The sequence below is a fragment of the Pseudomonas glycinis genome (assembly GCF_054871425.1).
In genome coordinates this window covers 169,179-188,735 of record NZ_JBTYHF010000011.1, presented here as the reverse complement: position 1 = coordinate 188,735, position 19,557 = coordinate 169,179, and the positions used below count along the sequence as shown (strand labels likewise).

Annotated in this window: 17 protein-coding genes; 9 read left to right on the top strand and 8 right to left on the bottom strand. The window is 59.7% G+C overall.

Annotation, left to right across the window (positions count from 1 at the left end; genetic code table 11):
- Positions 1–60 precede the first annotated feature (60 nt).
- The 5 genes from ACYSTU_RS24535 to ACYSTU_RS24515 form a co-directional block, all read right to left on the bottom strand.
- A complete protein-coding gene (locus tag ACYSTU_RS24535) occupies positions 61–2,871 on the bottom strand; it encodes an FAD-binding and (Fe-S)-binding domain-containing protein (RefSeq protein ID WP_499002101.1) in 2,811 nt (936 codons plus the stop codon).
- Positions 2,868–3,539, bottom strand: a complete 672-nt coding sequence (locus ACYSTU_RS24530; protein WP_499002098.1) for a LutC/YkgG family protein — start codon at positions 3,537–3,539, stop codon at positions 2,868–2,870. The genes ACYSTU_RS24535 and ACYSTU_RS24530 overlap by 4 nt, the downstream gene beginning before the upstream one ends.
- On the bottom strand, positions 3,536–4,993 hold the full coding sequence (locus ACYSTU_RS24525) for a LutB/LldF family L-lactate oxidation iron-sulfur protein (RefSeq protein WP_041477924.1): 1,458 nt from the start codon (positions 4,991–4,993) through the stop codon (positions 3,536–3,538). Before ACYSTU_RS24525 ends, ACYSTU_RS24530 begins: the two co-directional genes overlap by 4 nt.
- Positions 4,990–5,814 carry a (Fe-S)-binding protein gene (locus ACYSTU_RS24520; RefSeq protein WP_016771777.1) on the bottom strand — a complete coding sequence of 275 codons (825 nt, stop codon included), beginning with the start codon at positions 5,812–5,814 and terminating at the stop codon, positions 4,990–4,992. The genes ACYSTU_RS24525 and ACYSTU_RS24520 overlap by 4 nt, the downstream gene beginning before the upstream one ends.
- A gap of 160 nt (positions 5,815–5,974) precedes the next feature.
- Positions 5,975–7,669 (bottom strand): lactate permease LctP family transporter, encoded by a 1,695-nt coding sequence (locus ACYSTU_RS24515; protein WP_499002093.1) that lies wholly within the window; start codon positions 7,667–7,669, stop codon positions 5,975–5,977.
- A 263-nt stretch (positions 7,670–7,932) separates the two neighbouring features.
- On the opposite strand from ACYSTU_RS24515, the gene ACYSTU_RS24510 reads away from it, so the two are divergent.
- Complete coding sequence (locus ACYSTU_RS24510; RefSeq protein ID WP_016771775.1) at positions 7,933–8,700, top strand: FCD domain-containing protein; 768 nt, start codon at positions 7,933–7,935, stop codon at positions 8,698–8,700.
- Positions 8,701–8,835: 135 nt separating this feature from the next.
- Here ACYSTU_RS24510 and smpB read toward each other — a convergent pair whose 3' ends face one another.
- On the bottom strand, positions 8,836–9,318 hold the full coding sequence (gene smpB / locus ACYSTU_RS24505; protein ID WP_007953781.1) for an SsrA-binding protein SmpB: 483 nt from the start codon (positions 9,316–9,318) through the stop codon (positions 8,836–8,838).
- Between the two features lie 119 nt (positions 9,319–9,437).
- Here smpB and ACYSTU_RS24500 point away from each other — a divergent pair, with 119 nt between their 5' ends.
- Genes ACYSTU_RS24500 through ACYSTU_RS24490 form a run of 3 tightly spaced genes read left to right on the top strand, consistent with a single transcriptional unit; the run spans position 9,438 to position 11,590 of the window.
- On the top strand, positions 9,438–10,841 hold the full coding sequence (locus ACYSTU_RS24500) for a sodium-dependent transporter (RefSeq protein WP_186568016.1): 1,404 nt from the start codon (positions 9,438–9,440) through the stop codon (positions 10,839–10,841).
- A gap of 7 nt (positions 10,842–10,848) precedes the next feature.
- Positions 10,849–11,283, top strand: a complete 435-nt coding sequence (locus tag ACYSTU_RS24495) for a type II toxin-antitoxin system RatA family toxin (RefSeq protein WP_016771773.1) — start codon at positions 10,849–10,851, stop codon at positions 11,281–11,283.
- Positions 11,276–11,590, top strand: a complete 315-nt coding sequence (locus ACYSTU_RS24490; RefSeq protein WP_125917886.1) for an RnfH family protein — start codon at positions 11,276–11,278, stop codon at positions 11,588–11,590. The genes ACYSTU_RS24495 and ACYSTU_RS24490 overlap by 8 nt, the downstream gene beginning before the upstream one ends.
- 62 nt (positions 11,591–11,652) lie before the next feature.
- Here ACYSTU_RS24490 and ACYSTU_RS24485 read toward each other — a convergent pair whose 3' ends face one another.
- Positions 11,653–12,180 carry an outer membrane protein assembly factor BamE gene (locus ACYSTU_RS24485; RefSeq protein ID WP_016771771.1) on the bottom strand — a complete coding sequence of 176 codons (528 nt, stop codon included), beginning with the start codon at positions 12,178–12,180 and terminating at the stop codon, positions 11,653–11,655.
- 97 nt (positions 12,181–12,277) lie between these two features.
- Between ACYSTU_RS24485 and fur the strand changes: the two genes are divergently transcribed.
- Positions 12,278–12,682, top strand: coding sequence for a ferric iron uptake transcriptional regulator (fur, locus tag ACYSTU_RS24480; RefSeq protein ID WP_016771770.1), 405 nt, complete (start codon positions 12,278–12,280; stop codon positions 12,680–12,682).
- A gap of 83 nt (positions 12,683–12,765) precedes the next feature.
- On the opposite strand, the gene recN is transcribed toward fur, so the two are convergent.
- Positions 12,766–14,439 carry a DNA repair protein RecN gene (gene recN / locus ACYSTU_RS24475; RefSeq protein WP_016771769.1) on the bottom strand — a complete coding sequence of 558 codons (1,674 nt, stop codon included), beginning with the start codon at positions 14,437–14,439 and terminating at the stop codon, positions 12,766–12,768.
- A 240-nt stretch (positions 14,440–14,679) separates the two neighbouring features.
- Here recN and grpE point away from each other — a divergent pair, with 240 nt between their 5' ends.
- From grpE to dapB, 4 genes are all read left to right on the top strand, one after another.
- Positions 14,680–15,246, top strand: coding sequence for a nucleotide exchange factor GrpE (gene grpE / locus ACYSTU_RS24470; RefSeq protein WP_016771768.1), 567 nt, complete (start codon positions 14,680–14,682; stop codon positions 15,244–15,246).
- A gap of 102 nt (positions 15,247–15,348) precedes the next feature.
- Positions 15,349–17,265, top strand: coding sequence for a molecular chaperone DnaK (gene dnaK / locus ACYSTU_RS24465; protein WP_024011565.1), 1,917 nt, complete (start codon positions 15,349–15,351; stop codon positions 17,263–17,265).
- 297 nt (positions 17,266–17,562) lie between these two features.
- The gene (gene dnaJ, locus ACYSTU_RS24460) at positions 17,563–18,687 is read left to right on the top strand and encodes a molecular chaperone DnaJ (protein ID WP_016771767.1); all 1,125 of its coding nucleotides are present in this window, start codon (positions 17,563–17,565) and stop codon (positions 18,685–18,687) included.
- Positions 18,688–18,696: 9 nt separating this feature from the next.
- Positions 18,697–19,500 (top strand): 4-hydroxy-tetrahydrodipicolinate reductase, encoded by an 804-nt coding sequence (gene dapB / locus ACYSTU_RS24455; RefSeq protein WP_016771766.1) that lies wholly within the window; start codon positions 18,697–18,699, stop codon positions 19,498–19,500.
- The last annotated feature ends 57 nt before the right edge of the window (positions 19,501–19,557 follow it).

The window sequence follows — 19,557 nt, the reverse complement described above, 5'->3', positions numbered from 1 at the left end:
CCGAATGGTCCGGGGCATGTGCAGTGGACTACCGCCTCGCTCAAGGGTTCTGATTTTTGTTCAGCAGACTTTGGCCTGTGTCACCCGATCCACCAGATAAACCAGCCCGTGGTAGTCGATGCCACCGTGTTGGGTCAGGCCGATTTCGCAGGTGCGGCTGGTGGATATTCCCTCGCTGCAGTGCTGCACGGCGTCCTTGAGCGTACGCAGCGAATGGCTGTTCAGCTCCGGTGTGGTGAAGCCTTTGTCGCCGGCAAATCCGCAGCAATGTATGCCTTCAGGAATCACCACGGTGTTGCTGCATTTGCGCGCCAGATCGATCAGCGCCTGGCTTTCGCCCAAGTGTTGAGTGCTGCAGGTCACGTGCACGGCAATCGGCGCTTCCTGGGGTGTGAAGTCCAGACGATCCAGCAAATGCGTACGGATGAAGCGCACCGGATCGTACAGATCCAGTCGTGTTTCGCCGATGTCCTGAACCAGCCGTAACGTACACGGGCTGGTGTCGCAATAGATCGGATCGAGGCCGCCGCGACTGGCGTGGAGCAGGGCGCTGATCAGTTCCTGGCGCTTGTGCTCGGCCTGTTCGGCGTAGCCTTTGGAGGCGAATGGCTGGCCGCAGCAGAGGTTGTCCTGATTGTCGGGAAAGACTACCTGGTAACCGGCCTTTTCCAGCAGGCCACGGGTTTTGTCGTACAGCGACATCTGTTCTTTGTCGCCCGCCGCCGGACCCATGACCCGCGAGACGCAAGCTGCCAGATAGACCACACGCGGGCGCTCGTCCGAAACGCTCGGGCTGAAGCGAATGGCTTTTTCCGGTTGGGGCATGGCGTTGGTCCACAGCGGCACCTGGCCTTTGGACAAGCGCGTCAGCGTCGCCGACAACTTCGCCAGACGCGGCGCCCCGAGCATCATCCGCGCGCCGTTGGCGACGTGCAGGGTGAAGCGCGCGCCTTGCAGGGTCTTGCCGAAATTTCCTTCGATCCAGTCAGCGGTTTTCTGATGCGTGGCGTGTCGGCCACGGAGCTTTTTCACCAGTTCGCCGGTGTTGATGCCTACAGGGCAGCGTTGCGCGCACAGACCGGTCGCGGCGCAGGTGTCGATGCCTTGGTAGTCGAAGGCTTTTTCCAGTTCGGTGGTGTCGACGCCGGCGCGCTTTTTCGCCTGGATATCACGCCAGATGACGATGCGCTGGCGCGGGCTCAGGGTCAGGCCTTTCGATGGGCAGACCGGTTCGCAAAAACCGCACTCGATGCACTTATCCACAATCTCGTCCGCCGCCGGCAGCGGTTTCAGGTGCTTGAGGTGGATCTGCGGATCTTCGCTGAGCACCACGTCCGGATTGAGAATGCCGTTGGGGTCGAGCAGGCGTTTGAGCTGCCACATCAGTTGATAGGCGTCGCTGCCCCATTCCAGCTCCACGAACGGCGCCATGTTGCGGCCGGTGCCGTGTTCGGCCTTCAGCGAGCCGCCGAACTCCACGGCGACCAGTTGCGCGACATCGTCCATGAACGCTTGGTAGCGTGCGATTTCTTCCAGGCTGTTGAAGCCTTGGGTGAAGACGAAGTGCAGATTGCCTTCCAGTGCGTGTCCGAAAAGGATCGCTTCGTCGTAGGCATGTTTGTCGAACAGCTCGATCAGGCGATTGACGCCGACCGCCAGTTGTTCGACCGGGAAGGTCACGTCTTCGATGATTACCGTGGTGCCGGTTTTGCGCACGGCGCCGACGGCGGGGAAGGTGTCTTTGCGGATGGCCCAGAGGCGGGCGTTTTCCACCGGGTCTTCAGTGAAGTCGACGTGCTTCTCGACGGGGAAATCGCGCAGGGACGCCATGATTTGCGCCAGTTGTTCCTGCAGCAATGTTGACGAAGCCGCGCGGGATTCGATGAGCAGCGCGCAGGCATTTTCCGACAGCTGCTGTACGAAAGCGGGCATGCCTTTTTTGTCTTGCACCGAGCGCAGACTGCGTCGGTCGAGCAGTTCCACGGCGGATACCGGTTGGCTTTTCAGCACGGTGACCGCGTTGCAGCAGGTTTCGACATCGGGGAACACGATCAGCGCCGAGGCCTTGTTCGGGTGATCGATGACGGTGTCGTAAGTCACCGCGCTGATGAAGCCGAGCGTGCCTTCGGAGCCGACCAGCAGGTGGCTCAGGATATCCACAGGCTCGTCGAAATCCACCAGGGCATTGAGCGACAGGCCGGTGGTATTTTTCAGACGGTATTTGTGGCGAATTCTTGCGGCCAGTTCGGTGTTGGCGCGGGTCTCGCGGCCTAATGTCGCCAAGCGTTCGAGCAGGTCGCCGTGGCTGGAGCGAAATGCCGCGACGCTGGCAGGGTCTTCGCTGTCGAGGCGCGTGCCGTCGGCCAGCACCAAGCGAATCCCGGCCAAGGTGTGATAGGTATTCTGCGCAGTACCACAGCACATGCCGCTGGCGTTGTTGGCGACGATGCCGCCGATCTTGCAGGCATTGATCGACGCCGGGTCCGGGCCGATCTTGCGCCCGAACGGTGCCAGCCAGGCATTGGCCTGCGCGCCGATCACCCCTGGTTGCAGGCGGATCTGCGTGCCTTGGCCGCGAATCTCGCGGGCGTTCCAGTTATCTCCAAGCACGATCAGCACCGAGTCGCTGATCGCCTGCCCGGACAGGCTGGTGCCGGCGGCGCGGAAGGTGACCGGCACCTTTTCGCGCTGGGCCAGTTGCAGCAGCGCCACGACTTCGTCTTCAGACTCGACGCGGATCACCAGTTTCGGAATCAGTCGATAGAAACTGGCGTCGGTGCCGAAGGCCAGGGTCGACAGCGGGTCGTCGAAACGCCGGTCTGCTGGAATCAGTTGCTCGGCATCACGCAGGAAAGCAGCAGGAAGACTCATTGATCCTCCAGAATCAGCACGACCAGATCTTTCGGGCCATGCGCGCCATACGCCAGCACCTGTTCAATATCGGCGGTTTTCGACGGGCCGGAGACCAGCAGCGCGTTGGTCGGCATGCCTTGCGCCCATTCGAATTCTTGTTGCACTTGATAGAAGTTGTCGCGGATTTCGCTGGCCTTGAGCAGGGCGAAATGCACCGGCGGCACCAGGCTCATCAAGCGCGGTTCCTCACGGGTAGGCCAGATGATCAGGCTGCCGGTCGCGGCGATCGCACCGAGGGTGCCAGTGAGGCTGGCCGGGGTGTCGTTGAACAGCTCGGCTTTCCACTCTTCCATGGGCCGGTCGTAGGACTTCAGTTCTGGCAGCTCGGGATTGTTCGCCCAGTGCTGTGCGATGCGTTGTCCGTGCGGTGTGGTCGGTGCGATCAGCAGGCTCGGCAATTGGCGGTCGCGCAGCAGTTGCGCCAGTAATGCCGGCCACTCGGCGCCCGAGGTCAGGTGGATTTCGGTGTGCACCGCCTCCATCAGTTTGCGCAGTTGCGGGATGCGTTGCTCGGCGCTGTAGGTGTAGGGCTGGGTGACCAGATCGACATCGAAGTTGTCGGCAATTGGCGTGGTGCCGGTCAGACTTTTCCGCAGCTTGCCGAGGATATTTTGCTTGGCGCTCATCGACGCTCTCCCTGTTTGGCCAGATGCTCGCGGGCCATGTCATGCAGCGAACGCGCGGCCGGTTTTGGTGCGCTGTGGTTTTGCGTCCATGGGCCGACATTGCTCGGCGTAAGGGCGCGCAGGCGCGTGGCGAAAAAAGCGAACAAGCGGTACAGCGTCGGCGAGCTGTTGAGTCTGGCCCAGGCGTTCCAGATGAAGCGCTCCTTGCGCGAATATTTGCTGCCCTGACCGCGCATCACCTGATTCGGCGCGTCCGGAGCTTTGACGTTTTCCTCACGCAGACGGCGCAGGATGGCCGGGATCGGTATCTTCACCGGGCAGACTTCACCGCAGGCGCCGCACAATGATGACGCGCTCGGGTGGTCCGGAACCTTGGCCAGACCGACCATGTGCGGGGTGATGATTTTGCCGATCGGCCCCGGATAGACCTCGCCATAAGTGTGGCCGCCCACTCGGGTGTACACCGGGCAGTGATTCATGCAGGCGCCGCAGCGGATGCAGTTCAGGGTCTGGCGCAATTCACTGTCGGCGAAGGCCTGGCTGCGACCGTTGTCGAGCAACACCAGATGCACTTCCTGCGGGCCGTCGAGTTCATGTTCCTTGCGCGGGCCAGAGATCATGTTGACGTAAGTGGTGATCGGAATGCCCAGCGCCGAGCGCGTCAACAGTGACAGCAGCGGCACCACGTCGCGCAGGTTTTCCACGACTTTTTCGATGCCGGTGACCGCGATATGCACCGGCGGCACGGTTGTGGTCATGCGCCCGTTGCCTTCGTTTTCCACCAGCAGCAGGGTGCCGGTTTCGGCGACGGCGAAGTTGACGCCGGAGACGCCGATGTCGGCTTCGAAGAATTTCTGCCGCAGGACCCTGCGACCGATCTGAATGAGTTGGTCAACGTCCTTGGTGTATTCCACGCCAAGTTTGTCGTGGAACAAGGACGCGACCTGACCGGCATTCTTGTGGATCGCCGGCATAATGATGTGTGAAGGCTTCTCGTGGTCGAGCTGGACGATGTACTCCCCCATGTCGGACTCCAGACATTCAATGTCCCGAGCCTCGAGGAAATGGTTCATCTCCATCTCTTCGCTGACCATCGATTTGCCCTTGATCACTTGCCGCGCCTCGTGAGCGCGGATGATCGATAAGACGATGCCATTGGCCTCGTCCACCGTTTCCGCCCAGTGCACTGTCACACCGTTGCGGGTCAGGTTCTGTTCCAGTTGCTCGAGCAGGTCGGGCAACTTGGACAGCGCGCGGGCCTTGATCGAATTGCCCAGTGCGCGCAAGTGTTCTCTTTCGTGGGCATCGCTGAAAGCCGCTGCCCGCTTGGTCATCAGTGAATCCATGGCAGTGCGGAAGTTGTTCCGCAGCTGCTGATCACCCAGGGCATTGTGTGCCCGGGTGCGGAAATCTTCTTCTACGGCGACCGTAGGAATAATCGTTGAGGTGCTCATTGCGCACCTCCGGTTCGCTGCCAGAGGAAGCTCGCCAGATGTTGCCCGCGTAACGCTTGCTGCTGTTTCTCCAGCGCGCCGTTGATGTTCATCAAACAGCCGCAGTCGGCACTCAGTACCTTGTGCGCGCCGGACTCCTTCAGCGCGCGGGTCTTGTCAGCCACCATCGCGCCGGAAATATCTGGCATACGGACGCTGAATGTCCCACCGAAGCCACAGCATTCGCTTTCGTGGTCGTGATTGACCCGTTCCACATTGCTCAACTGCGCCAACAACTCGCGGCCGTGCAGGTGGGTGTTCATTTCGCGGCGTGCCGAACACGAGGTGTGCAGCGCGACTTTCACCGGTTCGCCGCTGTCCTTGAGCTGCACCTTGCAGACGAACAGCAGAAACTCGGCCAGTTCGTAAGTGCGAGCCGCAAGGGCCTGCACCTGTTTCAACGTTTCCGGCTCGTCCTTGAACAAGTCGGCGTAATGCTCGCGCAGCATGCCGGCGCAGGAACCCGAGGGAACCACCACCGGATAGTCCCCGGCAAACAACGCCAATTGCGAGCGCGCTACCGTCCGCGCCTGCTCGGTGTAACCCGAGGTGTAGGCCGGTTGGCCGCAGCAGCTCTGCCCTTGCGGATACTCGACCCGGATCCCTTCGCGCTCCAGCAGATGGATCGCGTCCATCCCGGCTTCGGGGTAGAACAGGTCGACCACACACGTGCCGAACAGGTAGACCCGCGACGGTTTCTCGCTGGGGTATTGCCGAGGTTCGGGCAGTGGCGGTGCCACGCGGGTCGCGTTCGGCACAGCGTTGTAAAAAAGCTCGCTCATCAGGCGTGTCTCCGGGTGGGCCCGGTTATCCGTCTGCTGCGGCTGCCGAATATAAAGCGCATTGCTTTCAGCAGCCTTACAGACCCGGTGGTGAATTGCTGACGCCGGATCACGGGCCGGCGTCGGTTATTTCCGTCTTTCTTGTAGGCGTCTTGTAGGTTTAGTGCACCAGCATGCCGGTGAACCAGTAGGCCTGAGCCAAGGTGATCAAACCGACGATCGTTGCAAAGAATAGGCTGTGCTTGAGGGTGAAGCGGAACAGATCCGATTCCTTGCCGACCAGACCGGTCGCGGCGCAGGCCACGGCGATCGATTGCGGCGAGATCATCTTGCCGGTCACGCCGCCGCTGGTATTGGCCGCCACCAGCAAAGTGTCGTTGACGCCGATCTGGTGTGCGGTGGTCGCTTGCAACGAACTGAACAGCGCGTTCGACGAAGTATCCGAACCGGTGAGGAACACGCCCAGCCAACCGAGGAACGGCGAGAAGAACGGGAACGCGGCGCCAGTACCCGCCAGCACCAGGGCCATGGTCGAGGACATGCCGGAGTAGTTGGTGACAAAGGCGAACGCCAGCACCATGCCGATCGACAGGATTGGCCAGCGCAGTTCGTAGAAGGTCTCTTTCAAAGTGGTCAGACCAGTTTTAAAATTGATCTTCAGCACCAGCATCGAAATCAGCGCGGAGAAGAAAATCGCCGTGCCGGTGGCGGAAATCGGGTCAAGTTTGAACACCGCTGGAATCGCGGTCGGATTGGCCACGATCGGCGCAGTCTTGATCACCAGTTGATCAAGGTGCGGAATCGCGAAGTTGAACACCCAGCTGTACATCGAGCCGCCGGCAGCGAACATGGCTTTGAAAGGCTTCAGCGTCCAGATCGTCACCAGCACAGTGAGGATCAGGAACGGCGACCACGCCTTGAAAATTTCCCCGAGGCTGTAGGGCGAAGCCTCGGTGGTGCGCTTCTGGCCGAAACCGCCGACGCTGGCGCTGACCACTGAAGCGGATACAGCGCCAACGATGTGCTGGCCGGCGGCACGGCGCGGTTGCCAGACCTTGAGGAACAGGGTCAGGGAAATCAGGCTGGCCAGCGCCGAAGTGATGTCCGGCAGTTCCGGGCCGATGAAGTTGGAAGTGAAGTATTGGGTGATGGCGAAACTCAAGCCTGCCACCAGCGCGGCGGGCCAGGTTTCGCGCACGCCGCGCAGGCCGTCCATCATGAACACCAGCCAGAACGGCACGAACAGCGACAGCAGTGGCAGCTGGCGACCGGTCATGGCGCCGATCTTGAAGGCGTCGATGCCAGTGACCTGGCCCGCCACGATGATCGGAATCCCCAGCGCGCCGAACGCTACCGGCGCGGTGTTGGCGATCAGGCACAGGCCGGCGGCGTACAGCGGGTTGAAGCCCAGTCCTACAAGAAGTGCGGCAGTAATCGCGACCGGCGCGCCGAAACCGGCGGCACCTTCCAGAAAGGCGCCGAAGCAGAAACCGATCAGCAACACCTGCAATCGCTGGTCATCGGTGATCGAAAGGACCGAGCTGCGGATGACCTCGAACTGACCGCTTTTCACCGTCAGTTTGTAGAGGAACACCGCCGCGACAATGATCCAGGCAATCGGCCACAGGCCATAGGCGAAACCGTAACCAGCGGCAGCGAAGGCCATGTCCACTGGCATCTGGAAGGCGAAAATCGCCACGGCAATCGAAAGCGCGAGGGTGATGCTGCCGGCCACATGGCCTTTGAGGCGGAACACCGCCAGGGCGAGAAAGAAGAACACGATGGGAATGACGGCCGCGAGAGCGGAGACGCCAAGACTGCCGAGCGGGCTGTAGAGCTGTTGCCAGGTTTGCATAGTGGGGTGGCCCCTAATTGTTGTTGGTCAGGCACTGTGAGCAATCTTGGATAACTGGTAAGACCAATTTACAAGCGCTGTCGGCTAGGGTAAAAGCCTTGGTGGCGGTGTGTCAATTTGCCGCTCTGAAACTTTCGTCGAAGATGCGGTGCAGAGCGCAACTGATCCGCTTTGGCGAAGTGGCGTCTGGCAGGTGTCGGCGGCGCGCGGATAGGCCAGAATAGACACCCCGGCGAGCGGTCGGGATCGTGGAGAAATGAGTTATGGGCTTTGATCAGATACGTCAGCGCCGTTTGTCTGACGATATTGTCGAGCGCCTCGAAGGGATGATCCTTGAGGGCACGCTGAAGTCGGGCGAGCGGTTGCCGGCCGAGCGCACGCTGGCCGAACAATTTGGCGTATCACGCCCGTCGTTGCGCGAGGCGATTCAGAAACTGGCGGCCAAAGGTTTGTTGGTCAGTCGCCAGGGCGGCGGCAATTATGTGGTGGAAGGCCTGGGTTCGACGTTCAGCGATCCGCTGCTGCAATTGCTTGAAAGCAATCCCGAAGCGCAACGTGATTTGCTCGAATTCCGGCACACCCTGGAGGCATCGTGCGCCTACTACGCCGCATTGCGCGCCACCGATGTTGATCGCGAGCGCCTGACCGCTGCGTTCGAAGAGCTGCAGGATTGCTACTCGCGCCATGAAGAAGTCAGCCGGGCGGAAGAGGGCGCGGCGGATGCGAAGTTTCATCTGGCGATTGCCGAGGCCAGCCATAACGCGGTGTTGCTGCATACGATTCGCGGCTTGTTCGATCTGCTCAAGCGCAACGTTGTGACCAACATCGGCGGCATGTACAAACAGCGTACGGAAACCCGCGACATGCTGATCTCGCAGCATCGGGAATTGTATCTGGCGATTATCGAAGGGCGTGCCGAGCAGGCGCGGGAAGTGTCCAGCCGACATATTCTGTATGTGCAGGAAGTGCTGGAAGAGGTACGTCAGGAGGTGCAGCGCATGGCTCGGGCGGAGCGGCGCAAGGGGATGTAGTCCGTTAGTTCTGCAAACGATCGTTCCCACGCTCTGCGTGGGAATACAGCAATGGACGCTCTGCATCCGCGTTGTGACGCGGAGCGTCACGGGATGCCTTCCCACGCAGAGCGTGGGAACGATCAGGGTGGAAAACTAATCTTCCTTGCCCTTGTTGCGCACCGCACGCTGCAATTCACGCCCGGCATCGCGCTCGCGCTCGGTGTCGCGCTTGTCGTATTCCTTCTTGCCCTTGCCCAGAGCGATTTCGCACTTGACCATGTGCTTGCTCCAGTACCAGGACAGGCAGACGCAGGCGTAACCCTTTTGCTGCACGGCGGCGGCAAGCTTGTCCAGCTCGCGGCGGTTGAGCAGCAGTTTGCGTGTGCGCACCGGGTCGGCGATGACGTGGGTGCTTGCGGTCATCAACGGCGTGATGTGGCTGCCGAGCAACCATGCTTCGCCGTCCTTGAGCAGCACGTAGCTGTCGACCAGCTGCAACTTGCTCGCCCGCAGACTTTTTACTTCCCAGCCGGCCAGGACCAGACCAGCCTCGAACTTGTGCTCGATGAAGTAATCGTGTCGCGCCTTTTTGTTCTGCGCGATGGTCCCTGTTGGGTGTTTCTTCTGTTTAGCCATAGGGGCGGCATTATATGGAGTTGTTCGGCTGTCGGCTACGGTGTTGCTGCGTGCTTGAGCAGGTTGAGTGAATCCCGGACAATGCGGCCTCTTTTTCTAACGCTTGGGCGTGATAAACGATGTCGACAGACAAGGTTTCTGTCCACGGCAGTTGGGCTAGCCGCTGGGTATTCATACTCGCCGCGACCGGTTCGGCCGTGGGACTGGGTAGTATCTGGAAGTTCCCCTACATGGTCGGGGTCTACGGCGGCGGCGCTTTCGTGCTGATGTTCCTGGCGTGTATTGCGCTCATCGGTGTCCCGGTCATGCTCGCGGAAACCCTGATCGGCCGGCGCGCCCGGCAAAGTCCGGCGAATGCCCTGAAGGTGCTGGCACAGGAAGCCGGACACTCGGCGAAATGGTCGTGGGGCGCGTTCGCCGGGATGATCACGGCCCTGCTGATTCTGTCTTTCTACAGTGTGGTCGGCGGCTGGTCGCTGGATTACATCGTCGACATGGGCCGTGGTGATTTCCAGGGCGCGACGGCCGATCAGGTCGGCGCCTATTTCGGCAATGTCATCTCCAATCCATGGCGCCTGACACTTTGGCACACGATTTTCATGCTGCTGTCGGCCTTCGTGATCGCCAAAGGCGTGGTCGCCGGGCTTGAGCGCAGCCTGCGAATCATGATGCCGCTGCTGTTCGTGATGATTCTGGTGCTGCTGGGCTACAGCATGACCACCGGGCATTTCATGGAGGGCGTACATTTCATGTTCGACTTCCACCCGGAAAAAGTCCTCGACGGTCTGCTGCCGGCGATGGGGCACGCGTTCTTTTCGCTGAGCGTCGGCGTCGGCTCCATCATGATCTACGGCGCCTACATGCCGAAGAACACCTCGTTGTCGGGCACGGTGGTCGGCGTTGCGCTGTTGGATACTTTCGTATCGCTGGTGGCCGGTCTGGCATTGTTTCCAATTGTATTTGCTGCTGGCTTGAACCCAAGCGAAGGCCCGGGGCTGATGTTCGTCAGCCTGCCGTTTGCTTTTGGTAACGTCTTTTTCGGCCAGTTGATGGGCGTGGTGTTCTTTGTGCTGGTCGCGGTGGCAGCCTGGAGTTCGGCTATTTCGCTACTCGAACCGATGGTGGCTTACCTGGTTGAACGCACTAAAATCAGCCGCATCTGGGTGACGTTCTGGCTTGCGTTCACCTGCTGGTTCGTTGGTCTGGGCACGGTGTTTTCTTTCAATATCTGGAAGGAAGCCAAGTTTTTCGTGAACGAAGGCGGGGCGTTCAGCCTCTATCAATGGGGTGCGCAGAGCGGTCTCGACTTCTTCGGCGTGATCGATTTCTTCACCTCGCGGATCATGTTGCCCCTCGGTGGCTTGTGTTTCGTGCTGTTCGCGGGATGGGTGATGGGGCGTGAAGCGGTGCGGGATGAATTGTCCATCCGTAACCCGGTTCTGTTTGCCCTGTCCCTGTTCTTGATGCGCTACGTGGCGCCTATCGGCATTCTTGTAGTCTTTGCCGCTCAGCTCTGGAAGTAACGCTTACATGACGACACATATCCAACGATCCGCGCTCCTGCCGTACCCGGCGCAGTTTCTCTACGACCTGGTCAACGACGTCGCGCGGTACCCGGAGTTTCTGCCGTGGTGCTCGGAGGCTGAAGTGCTGGAAAGCTCCCCGGAACACATGCGCGCCAGTGTCGGCGTAGCGAAGGGCGGCCTCAGTCAGCATTTCGTCACGCGCAATACGCTGGTGCCGGGGCAGTCGATCGAGATGAATCTCGAAGAAGGCCCGTTCACTCAGTTGCACGGCATCTGGGTATTCAAGGCGCTGAACGAAAAGGCCTGCAAGATCAGTCTGGATCTGTCGTTCGATTATGCCGGGCCGTTGGTGCGCGCTACGTTGGGCCCGCTGTTCAATCAGGCGGCAAACCAACTGGTGGATGCTTTCTGCCAGCGCGCCAAGCAGATGCATGGTTAAGCCGGTGATCGAGATAGAAGTCGTGTACGCGGCGGTTGATCGCCAGGTTCTGCATACGATCAGCGTCGCTGAAGGCGTCAGCGTTCGGGCGGCGGTGCACGAATCGGGCATCGCGGCAGAGTTTCCTGAGTTGAATCTGGCGCAGTGCCCGCTGGGGATTTTTGGCAAGGTCGTGGCTGACGCGGATTCTCGCCCTGTTCAGGCGGGCGACCGGATCGAAATTTATCGACCGCTGCTGGCTGATCCCAAAGAAGTTCGACGCTTGCGCGCGGCCAAGGCTGCCGAGGCCAAAGCACGCAATTCTTGATCAGACCAAACGGCAGGCAATAAAAAACCCGGAATGTCCGGGTTTTTTTATTGTCTCGCCTATTACTGCGGCGAGGTGTCCAGCGGCTCTGGTGTCGGAACCGGTACGGTTTCCACACCATCGACGTCCTTCTGGATCTGATCCAGCAAGGAGCCTGGTTTGGCTGGTTTTTCAGCTTCTGGCTTGTCGGCGTTTTCAGCAGGCGCGGTCACGGTCGTGCCGCTGTCCTTGCCGAGAATGGCTTCATCACGGCTCACGCCGGGCATGAAGTCACCGGACAGGCTGACAAGCTGGTCGTTGGAGTTGAAGATAACGCTGATTCGTTCCTGCTGGCGTTCACCGCCACCCGGTTGCAGGCTGTACAGATAATCCCAGCGATCGGCATGGAACGTGTCGGCAAGCAGAGGGTTGCCCATGATAAACCGTACTTGCGGCCGGGTCATTCCCGGGCGTAACTGGTCTATCATGTCCTGCGTGACGACATTGCCCTGCTGGATGTCGATTTTGTAAACCCCGGGGAATGAACAACCGGCGAGTGCGAGCAGTCCCACAAAGGTGAAACTGGTTAGCAAGAGCTTGGTGTTTTGCATCGGTGGGCGACTTCCACTATCTTGGCTGGGACAACGTAAACGCCGATCATACCCGCATTAAGAGAAGCTGCGAAGCAGCATCGCGAGAAAGCTGACCATGGTTGAAAATAGCGAACTACGCAAAGCCGGCCTCAAAGTGACCCTGCCACGGGTCAAGATCCTGCAAATGCTCGACTCTACCGAGCAGCGCCACATGAGTGCCGAGGACGTCTACAAGGCGTTGATGGAAGCTGGTGAGGACGTCGGTCTGGCCACGGTTTACCGTGTACTGACCCAGTTCGAAGCGGCCGGCCTCGTGGTCCGCCACAACTTCGACGGCGGCCACGCGGTCTTCGAACTGGCTGACGGTGGCCACCACGACCATATGGTCAACGTGGAATCGGGTGAAGTGATCGAATTCTTCGACGAAGAAATCGAAAAGCTTCAGAAATCGATCGTCGAGAAGCATGGCTTCGAGATGGTTGATCACAACCTGGTGCTGTACGTACGCAAGAAAAAGTAAGCATGTCGCGCGAATTTCACATTCGCGAAACGAACGAAGGCGACCCAAGGGTCGCCTTCGTGCTTTCTACTATTTGTTACTTGTTACGCCTTGGCGGTCACCACCATTTTTTTCGCGTGAGCCAGGGATTCCTTGGTCAGATCGATGCCGCCGAGCATGCGCGCGACTTCTTCGATGCGCTCGTTCTTTGTGAGCTTGGCGACAGCGGTGTGAGTCGCCTTCTCGTCGCGAACCTTGTGCACGAACAGATGCTGATGCCCTTGCGCCGCCACTTGCGGCAAGTGCGTCACGGTCAGGACCTGGCCGCGATCACCGAGACGGCGCAGTAACTGGCCGACAATCTCGGCAGTCGGGCCGCCAATACCTACGTCCACTTCGTCGAACACCAGGGTCGGCACGCGGGAGGTCTGGGCGGTAATGACCTGAATCGCCAGACTGATCCGCGACAGCTCACCACCGGAGGCAACTTTTGCCAGCGCCTTGAGCGGTTGACCGGGGTTGGCGCTGACCAGCAGTTCGACCTGTTCCAGACCATTCGGCAGCAACTCGTCGCTGCTGTTGGCTTTCAGTTCGATGGTGAATCGGCCGCCAGGCATGCCCAGGCGCTGGATTTCCTGCTCCACCGCACTGGCGAGGCTGCCGGCCGCTTGATGACGAAGGTCGCTCAGCTCGCGCGCTTTCTCTTGATAGTGGCGGGCATAGGACGCCAGTTCTTCACCCAGGCGCTCGATGGATTCATCGTTGGCGTTGAGGGTTTCGATTTCATCGAGCAGCTTTTGCTGCATCTCGCCGACTTCGGTCGGCTGAATACGGTGTTTGCGCGCCAGGGTGTAGATCGCGTCGAGGCGCTCTTCCAGGTATTGCAGGCGAGCCGGGTCGGCATCGAAGTTGTCGAGGAAGCGATTGAGCTCGCCGACTGCTTCTTCTACCTGAATCTGTGCACTGGTCAGCAAACTGCTGGCTTCACCCAGCGCACCCACCGAGCTGTTCACACTGGACAGACGATTGAGGCTGGCGGTCAGCGCATTCAGGACATTGCCGGAATCGCTTTCGCTGCACTGCTCGACCACTTGCCGACAAATGCCCAGCAGGGTTTCGGCGTTGGTCAGGTTCTTGTGTTCCTGCTCCAGCTGTTCCAGTTCGTTTTCGCCGAGACCGAGGTTTTCCAGTTCTTCGAGCTGATAGCTGAGCAGTTGATGACGTGCGCGCTGTTCGTCGCCGGAGTTGGAAAGGCGCTCCAGTTCCTGGCGAGTCTGGCGCCAGCGCTGTGCGGCCAGTTGCACCTGACGCGCCAGATCGGTCGCGCCGGCGTATTCGTCGAGCAGGCGGCGATGGGTGTCGGTTTTCAGCAGCGATTGATGTTCGTGTTGGCTGTGGATATCGATCAGCAGCTCGCCGAGGGCTTTGAGGTCGCCAAGCGGGCAGGGCGTGCCGTTGATATAACCGCGCGAACGACCTTCCGAGGTGATGACCCGGCGCAGGATGCACGGCCCGTCGTTTTCCAGATCGCGCTCGGCAAGCCAGGCGCTGGCTTCGGGGATATCAGCAAGATCGAAGGTGGCAAGAATGTCGGCTTTATCAGCGCCCGGGCGAACCACGCCGCTGTCGGCGCGATCACCCAGGGTGAGGCCCAGGGCATCGAGCATGATCGACTTGCCGGCGCCGGTTTCCCCTGTGATCACGCTCATCCCGCGATCAAGTTCGAGATCGAGATGTTCAACGATGGCGTAGTTATGTACGGACAGGTGCACCAGCATAAAGGCAGCTCCCAGGCTTGAGGTCTGGTTATTTATACAGTGTTTTGTTCAGGCCTGACAATGCCCGCCCTTAGCTCGATTTGCTTGATCGAAAAGTTTTCTTAGCGCATTCAAGAATGAGTATTCAGCACTTTTTTGTAGGGACAATGGTTTTCAGCCCTTGAAGCCTGATTTTGCGGCCCCATATATCGGGGCAGAAGCGCGAGTCAGGCTCGCGGACGAAATTGAAAGGAGAATTCTATGGCTGACGAACAGACAGTAGATACGCAAAACCCAGAAGCCAATCAGGCGCCCGAAGGTTCGGGTGACGACCTGGCGACCCGTGTGCAAGTGCTCGAAGAGCAATTGGCCGCCGCGCAGGATCAGTCTCTGCGTGTTGCTGCCGATCTGCAGAACGTTCGCCGCCGTGCCGAGCAGGACGTCGAGAAGGCGCACAAGTTTGCCCTTGAGAAATTTGCCAGCGACCTGCTGCCGATCGTCGACAGCCTGGAGCGCGGCCTTGAGCTGTCGAGCCCGGACGACGAAAGCATCCGCCCGATGCGCGAAGGCATCGAGCTGACCCTGAAAATGTTCCACGACACCCTCAAGCGCTACCAGCTTGAAGCGATCGATCCGCATGGCGAGCCGTTCAACGCCGTTCACCATCAGGCGATGGCCATGCAGGAAAGTGCCGACGTCGAGCCGAACAGCGTGTTGAAGGTTTTCCAGAAGGGCTACCAGCTCAATGGTCGCCTGCTGCGCCCGGCGATGGTCGTGGTCAGCAAGGCGCCGGCACCGGTTTCGCCTTCGATTGACGAGCAGGCTTGAAATTAGCCGCAAGGCCCCCATTTAGAAGTCAAGCGTTTAAGTGCTACCGCAGTCAGCCACCACTGCTGCGGCAACAAAATCCAAAGTTTCGGGAGAGTGAACATGGGCAAAATTATCGGTATCGACCTGGGGACTACCAACTCCTGCGTCTCCGTGCTGGAAAACGGCAAAGCCAAAGTTATTGAAAACGCTGAAGGCGCGCGTACCACGCCGTCGATCATCGCTTACGCCAACGATGGCGAGATTCTGGTAGGTCAGTCGGCCAAGCGTCAGGCTGTAACCAACCCGCACAACACCCTGTACGCAGTAAAGCGTCTGATCGGTCGTCGTTTCGACGAAGAAGTTGTGCAGAAAGATATCCAGATGGTCCCTTACAAGATCGTCAAGGCTGACAACAATGACGCCTGGGTAGAAGTGAACGGCCAGAAAATGGCACCGCCACAAATCTCGGCTGAAATTCTGAAGAAGATGAAGAAGACCGCCGAAGACTACCTCGGCGAGGCAGTGACCGAAGCGGTGATCACCGTTCCGGCCTACTTCAACGACAGCCAGCGTCAAGCCACCAAAGACGCCGGCCGCATCGCTGGTCTGGACGTAAAACGTATCATCAACGAACCAACCGCAGCCGCTCTGGCTTACGGTATGGACAAGGCCAAGGGCGATCACACCGTGATCGTTTATGACCTGGGTGGCGGTACCTTCGACGTTTCCGTGATCGAGATCGCTGAAGTTGACGGTGAGCACCAGTTCGAAGTGTTGGCCACCAACGGTGACACTTTCCTTGGCGGTGAAGACTTCGACATTCGTCTGATCGACTACCTCGTTGACGAATTCAAGAAAGAAAGCGGCATGAACCTCAAAGGTGACCCGCTGGCGATGCAGCGCCTGAAAGAAGCCGCTGAGAAAGCCAAGATCGAGCTGTCGTCCGCTCAGTCGACCGACGTCAACCTGCCGTACATCACTGCAGACGCGACCGGTCCTAAGCACCTGAACGTGAAGATCTCGCGTGCCAAGCTCGAAGCACTGGTTGAAGACCTGGTTCAGCGCACCATCGAACCTTGCCGCATTGCCATGAAAGACGCCGGTATCGACGTCAGCGCGATCAACGACGTGATTCTGGTCGGTGGTCAGACTCGTATGCCGCTGGTACAGAAGCTGGTTACCGATTTCTTCGGTAAAGAAGCACGTAAAGACGTCAACCCGGACGAAGCTGTTGCCATGGGTGCTGCGATTCAGGGCGCTGTTCTGGCCGGTGACGTGAAAGACGTGCTGCTGCTCGACGTCAGCCCGCTGACCCTGGGTATCGAAACCATGGGTGGCGTGATGACCGCGCTGATCGAGAAAAACACCACGATTCCTACCAAGAAATCGCAAGTGTTCTCGACTGCTGACGACAACCAGGGTGCTGTGACCATTCACGTTCTGCAGGGTGAGCGCAAGCAAGCTGCCCAGAACAAATCGCTGGGCAAGTTCGACCTGGCCGACATTCCACCAGCTCCACGTGGCGTGCCGCAGATCGAAGTGACCTTCGACATCGACGCCAACGGCATCCTGCATGTCGGCGCGAAAGACAAGGCTACCGGCAAGACCCAGTCGATCGTGATCAAGGCCAACTCCGGTCTGTCCGACGAAGAAATCGAGCGCATGGTACGTGACGCCGAGGCGAATGCCGAGGAAGACCGCAAGTTCGAAGAACTGGCCGCTGCCCGTAACCAGGGTGACGCACTGGTGCACTCGACTCGCAAGATGGTCGCTGACGCAGGCGACAAGGTCACCGCCGAAGAGAAGACTGCAATCGAAGCTGCAGTGGTTGCTCTGGAAGCCGCCGTCAAAGGCGACGACAAGGCTGCCATCGAAGCCAAGGTTGAAGAGCTGTCGAAAGTCTCCGCTCCGGTTGCTCAGAAGATGTACGCCGAACAGGCTCAGCCAGCTGATGGCGCGGCCCCGCAAGGCGAATCGGCTGAGAAGGCTGACGACGTTGTCGATGCCGAGTTCGAAGAAGTCAAAGACCACAAGTAAGTTGTTGGTCGCCCGGTTGACTGCCTTGCGGCGGTGACTGGTAGGATGTCGCCGCGCGGGAGCTTGCCTCCCGCGTTGGCGTATCTGGAATACGTGAATTTTTACAGCATGCGACACCGTTCGGATGTTGGCGGTATGGCCGGGAATGCTCCTGCTTTTCGCGCCGCAGATACCGCATCAATCAAGACCAGGATCGTTGAATTGACGTGAGTTGGGTCCGGGCCTTAATGGGGGCTCAACGAGTTTGGCGAGGCTCAGGAGGGGTTTGCCGAACGTCCTTAAGAGTGCAAAGAACTTATGGCAAAGCGTGACTATTACGAAGTATTGGGTGTCGAGCGGGGCACGAGCGAAGCGGACCTGAAGAAGGCCTATCGCCGTCTGGCCATGAAGCACCACCCCGACCGTAATCCCGGCGACAAAGCTTCGGAAGAAGCATTCAAAGAGGCCAACGAGGCCTATGAAGTGTTGTCCGACGCCAGCAAGCGCGCCGCATACGACCAGTACGGTCATGCCGGCGTTGATCCGAGCATGGGCGGCGGCGGTGCCGGCTTCGGTGGCCAGAACTTCTCGGACATCTTCGGCGATGTCTTCAGTGATTTCTTCGGTGGCGGTCGCGGCGGTGCTCGTGGCGGCGCTCAGCGTGGCAGCGATCTGCGCTACACCCTGGAGCTGAATCTGGAAGAAGCGGTGCGCGGTACGTCGGTGAATATCCGCGTTCCGACACTGGTCAACTGCAAGCCGTGCGATGGTTCCGGCGCCAAGAAAGGCTCGTCGCCGACGACGTGCCCGACCTGCGGCGGCATCGGTCAGGTGCGCATGCAGCAGGGCTTTTTCTCGGTGCAGCAGACCTGCCCGCGCTGCCATGGCCAGGGCAAGATCATTTCCGATCCGTGCGACTCCTGCCACGGCGACGGTCGTGTCGAAGAGTACAAAACCCTGTCGGTCAAAGTGCCTGCCGGTGTTGATACTGGCGACCGCATTCGTCTGTCCGGCGAAGGCGAGGCGGGTACCCAGGGCGGGCCGACTGGCGACCTGTACGTTGTGATCAACGTGCGTGAACACGACATCTTCCAGCGTGACGGCAAGCATCTGTTCTGCGAAGTGCCGATCAGCTTCGTCGACGCTGCGCTGGGCGGCGAGCTGGAAATTCCGACCCTCGACGGTCGCGTCAAACTGAAAATTCCTGAAGGCACGCAGACCGGCAAGCAGTTCCGCGTACGCGGTAAAGGCGTGGCGCCAGTGCGTGGCGGCGGTGCCGGCGACCTGATGTGCCGTGTCGCTGTGGAAACGCCGGTCAACCTAAACCGTCGTCAGCGTGAACTGCTGGAAGAATTCCGCAGCTCCCTGGCCGACGACAACAGCCACTCGCCGAAAACCACCGGTTGGTTCGACGGTGTGAAGCGTTTCTTCGGCGATTTGTAAGGAGTCGGCATGCGACGTATTGCAGTGATGGGCGCCGCCGGGCGCATGGGCAAGACCCTGATTGAAGCGGTGCAGCAGACGCCGGGCGCTGGTTTGACAGCGGCGGTTGATCGCCCGGACAGCACGCTGGTTGGCGCGGATGCCGGTGAGCTGGCAGCGCTGGGCCGTATCGGCGTGCCGCTGTCCGGTGATCTGGATCGTGTGGTTGAAGAGTTCGATGTGCTGATCGACTTCACTCACCCGACCGTGACCCTGAAGAATCTCGCGTTCTGCCGCAAACACGGCAAAGCGATGATCATCGGCACCACCGGTTTCAGTGTTGAAGAGAAGCAATTGCTGGCCGAGGCGGGCAAGGACATTCCGATCGTCTTCGCCGCCAACTTCAGCGTCGGCGTCAACCTCTGCCTGAAGTTGCTCGACACCGCTGCGCGCGTGCTGGGCGACGATGTCGATATCGAGATCATGGAAGCCCATCACCGCCACAAGGTCGATGCTCCGTCCGGTACGGCGGTGCGCATGGGTGAAGTGATTGCTGATGCCCTGGGGCGTGATCTGAAGAAGGTCGCGGTCTACGGTCGTGAAGGCCAGACCGGTGCGCGTGAGCGTGAAACCATTGGTTTCGCCACCGTGCGTGCTGGCGATATCGTCGGTGATCACACCGTGCTGTTCGCTGCCGATGGCGAGCGCGTCGAGATCACCCACAAGGCATCGAGTCGCATGACCTTCGCCAAGGGCGCGGTGCGTGCGGCGCTGTGGCTGGACGGTCGCGAGCCGGGCCTGTACGACATGCAAGACGTACTCGACCTGCGTTGAGTCGTTGCTAAACCGGCGCAAATGTCCCGTTTTGCGCCGGTTTTTACCGCTTGGCGA

What these genes read in the sequence shown, in the direction of transcription:
- ACYSTU_RS24535 (WP_499002101.1), bottom strand. Translation starts at nt 2,871, where the DNA reads ATGAGTCTTCCTGCTGCTTTCCTGCGTGATGCCGAGCAACTGATTCCA.
- ACYSTU_RS24530 (WP_499002098.1), bottom strand. Translation starts at nt 3,539, where the DNA reads ATGAGCGCCAAGCAAAATATCCTCGGCAAGCTGCGGAAAAGTCTGACC.
- ACYSTU_RS24525 (WP_041477924.1), bottom strand. Translation starts at nt 4,993, where the DNA reads ATGAGCACCTCAACGATTATTCCTACGGTCGCCGTAGAAGAAGATTTC.
- ACYSTU_RS24520 (WP_016771777.1), bottom strand. Translation starts at nt 5,814, where the DNA reads ATGAGCGAGCTTTTTTACAACGCTGTGCCGAACGCGACCCGCGTGGCA.
- ACYSTU_RS24515 (WP_499002093.1), bottom strand. Translation starts at nt 7,669, where the DNA reads ATGCAAACCTGGCAACAGCTCTACAGCCCGCTCGGCAGTCTTGGCGTC.
- ACYSTU_RS24510 (WP_016771775.1), top strand. Translation starts at nt 7,933, where the DNA reads ATGGGCTTTGATCAGATACGTCAGCGCCGTTTGTCTGACGATATTGTC.
- smpB (WP_007953781.1), bottom strand. Translation starts at nt 9,318, where the DNA reads ATGGCTAAACAGAAGAAACACCCAACAGGGACCATCGCGCAGAACAAA.
- ACYSTU_RS24500 (WP_186568016.1), top strand. Translation starts at nt 9,438, where the DNA reads ATGTCGACAGACAAGGTTTCTGTCCACGGCAGTTGGGCTAGCCGCTGG.
- ACYSTU_RS24495 (WP_016771773.1), top strand. Translation starts at nt 10,849, where the DNA reads ATGACGACACATATCCAACGATCCGCGCTCCTGCCGTACCCGGCGCAG.
- ACYSTU_RS24490 (WP_125917886.1), top strand. Translation starts at nt 11,276, where the DNA reads ATGGTTAAGCCGGTGATCGAGATAGAAGTCGTGTACGCGGCGGTTGAT.
- ACYSTU_RS24485 (WP_016771771.1), bottom strand. Translation starts at nt 12,180, where the DNA reads ATGCAAAACACCAAGCTCTTGCTAACCAGTTTCACCTTTGTGGGACTG.
- fur (WP_016771770.1), top strand. Translation starts at nt 12,278, where the DNA reads ATGGTTGAAAATAGCGAACTACGCAAAGCCGGCCTCAAAGTGACCCTG.
- recN (WP_016771769.1), bottom strand. Translation starts at nt 14,439, where the DNA reads ATGCTGGTGCACCTGTCCGTACATAACTACGCCATCGTTGAACATCTC.
- grpE (WP_016771768.1), top strand. Translation starts at nt 14,680, where the DNA reads ATGGCTGACGAACAGACAGTAGATACGCAAAACCCAGAAGCCAATCAG.
- dnaK (WP_024011565.1), top strand. Translation starts at nt 15,349, where the DNA reads ATGGGCAAAATTATCGGTATCGACCTGGGGACTACCAACTCCTGCGTC.
- dnaJ (WP_016771767.1), top strand. Translation starts at nt 17,563, where the DNA reads ATGGCAAAGCGTGACTATTACGAAGTATTGGGTGTCGAGCGGGGCACG.
- dapB (WP_016771766.1), top strand. Translation starts at nt 18,697, where the DNA reads ATGCGACGTATTGCAGTGATGGGCGCCGCCGGGCGCATGGGCAAGACC.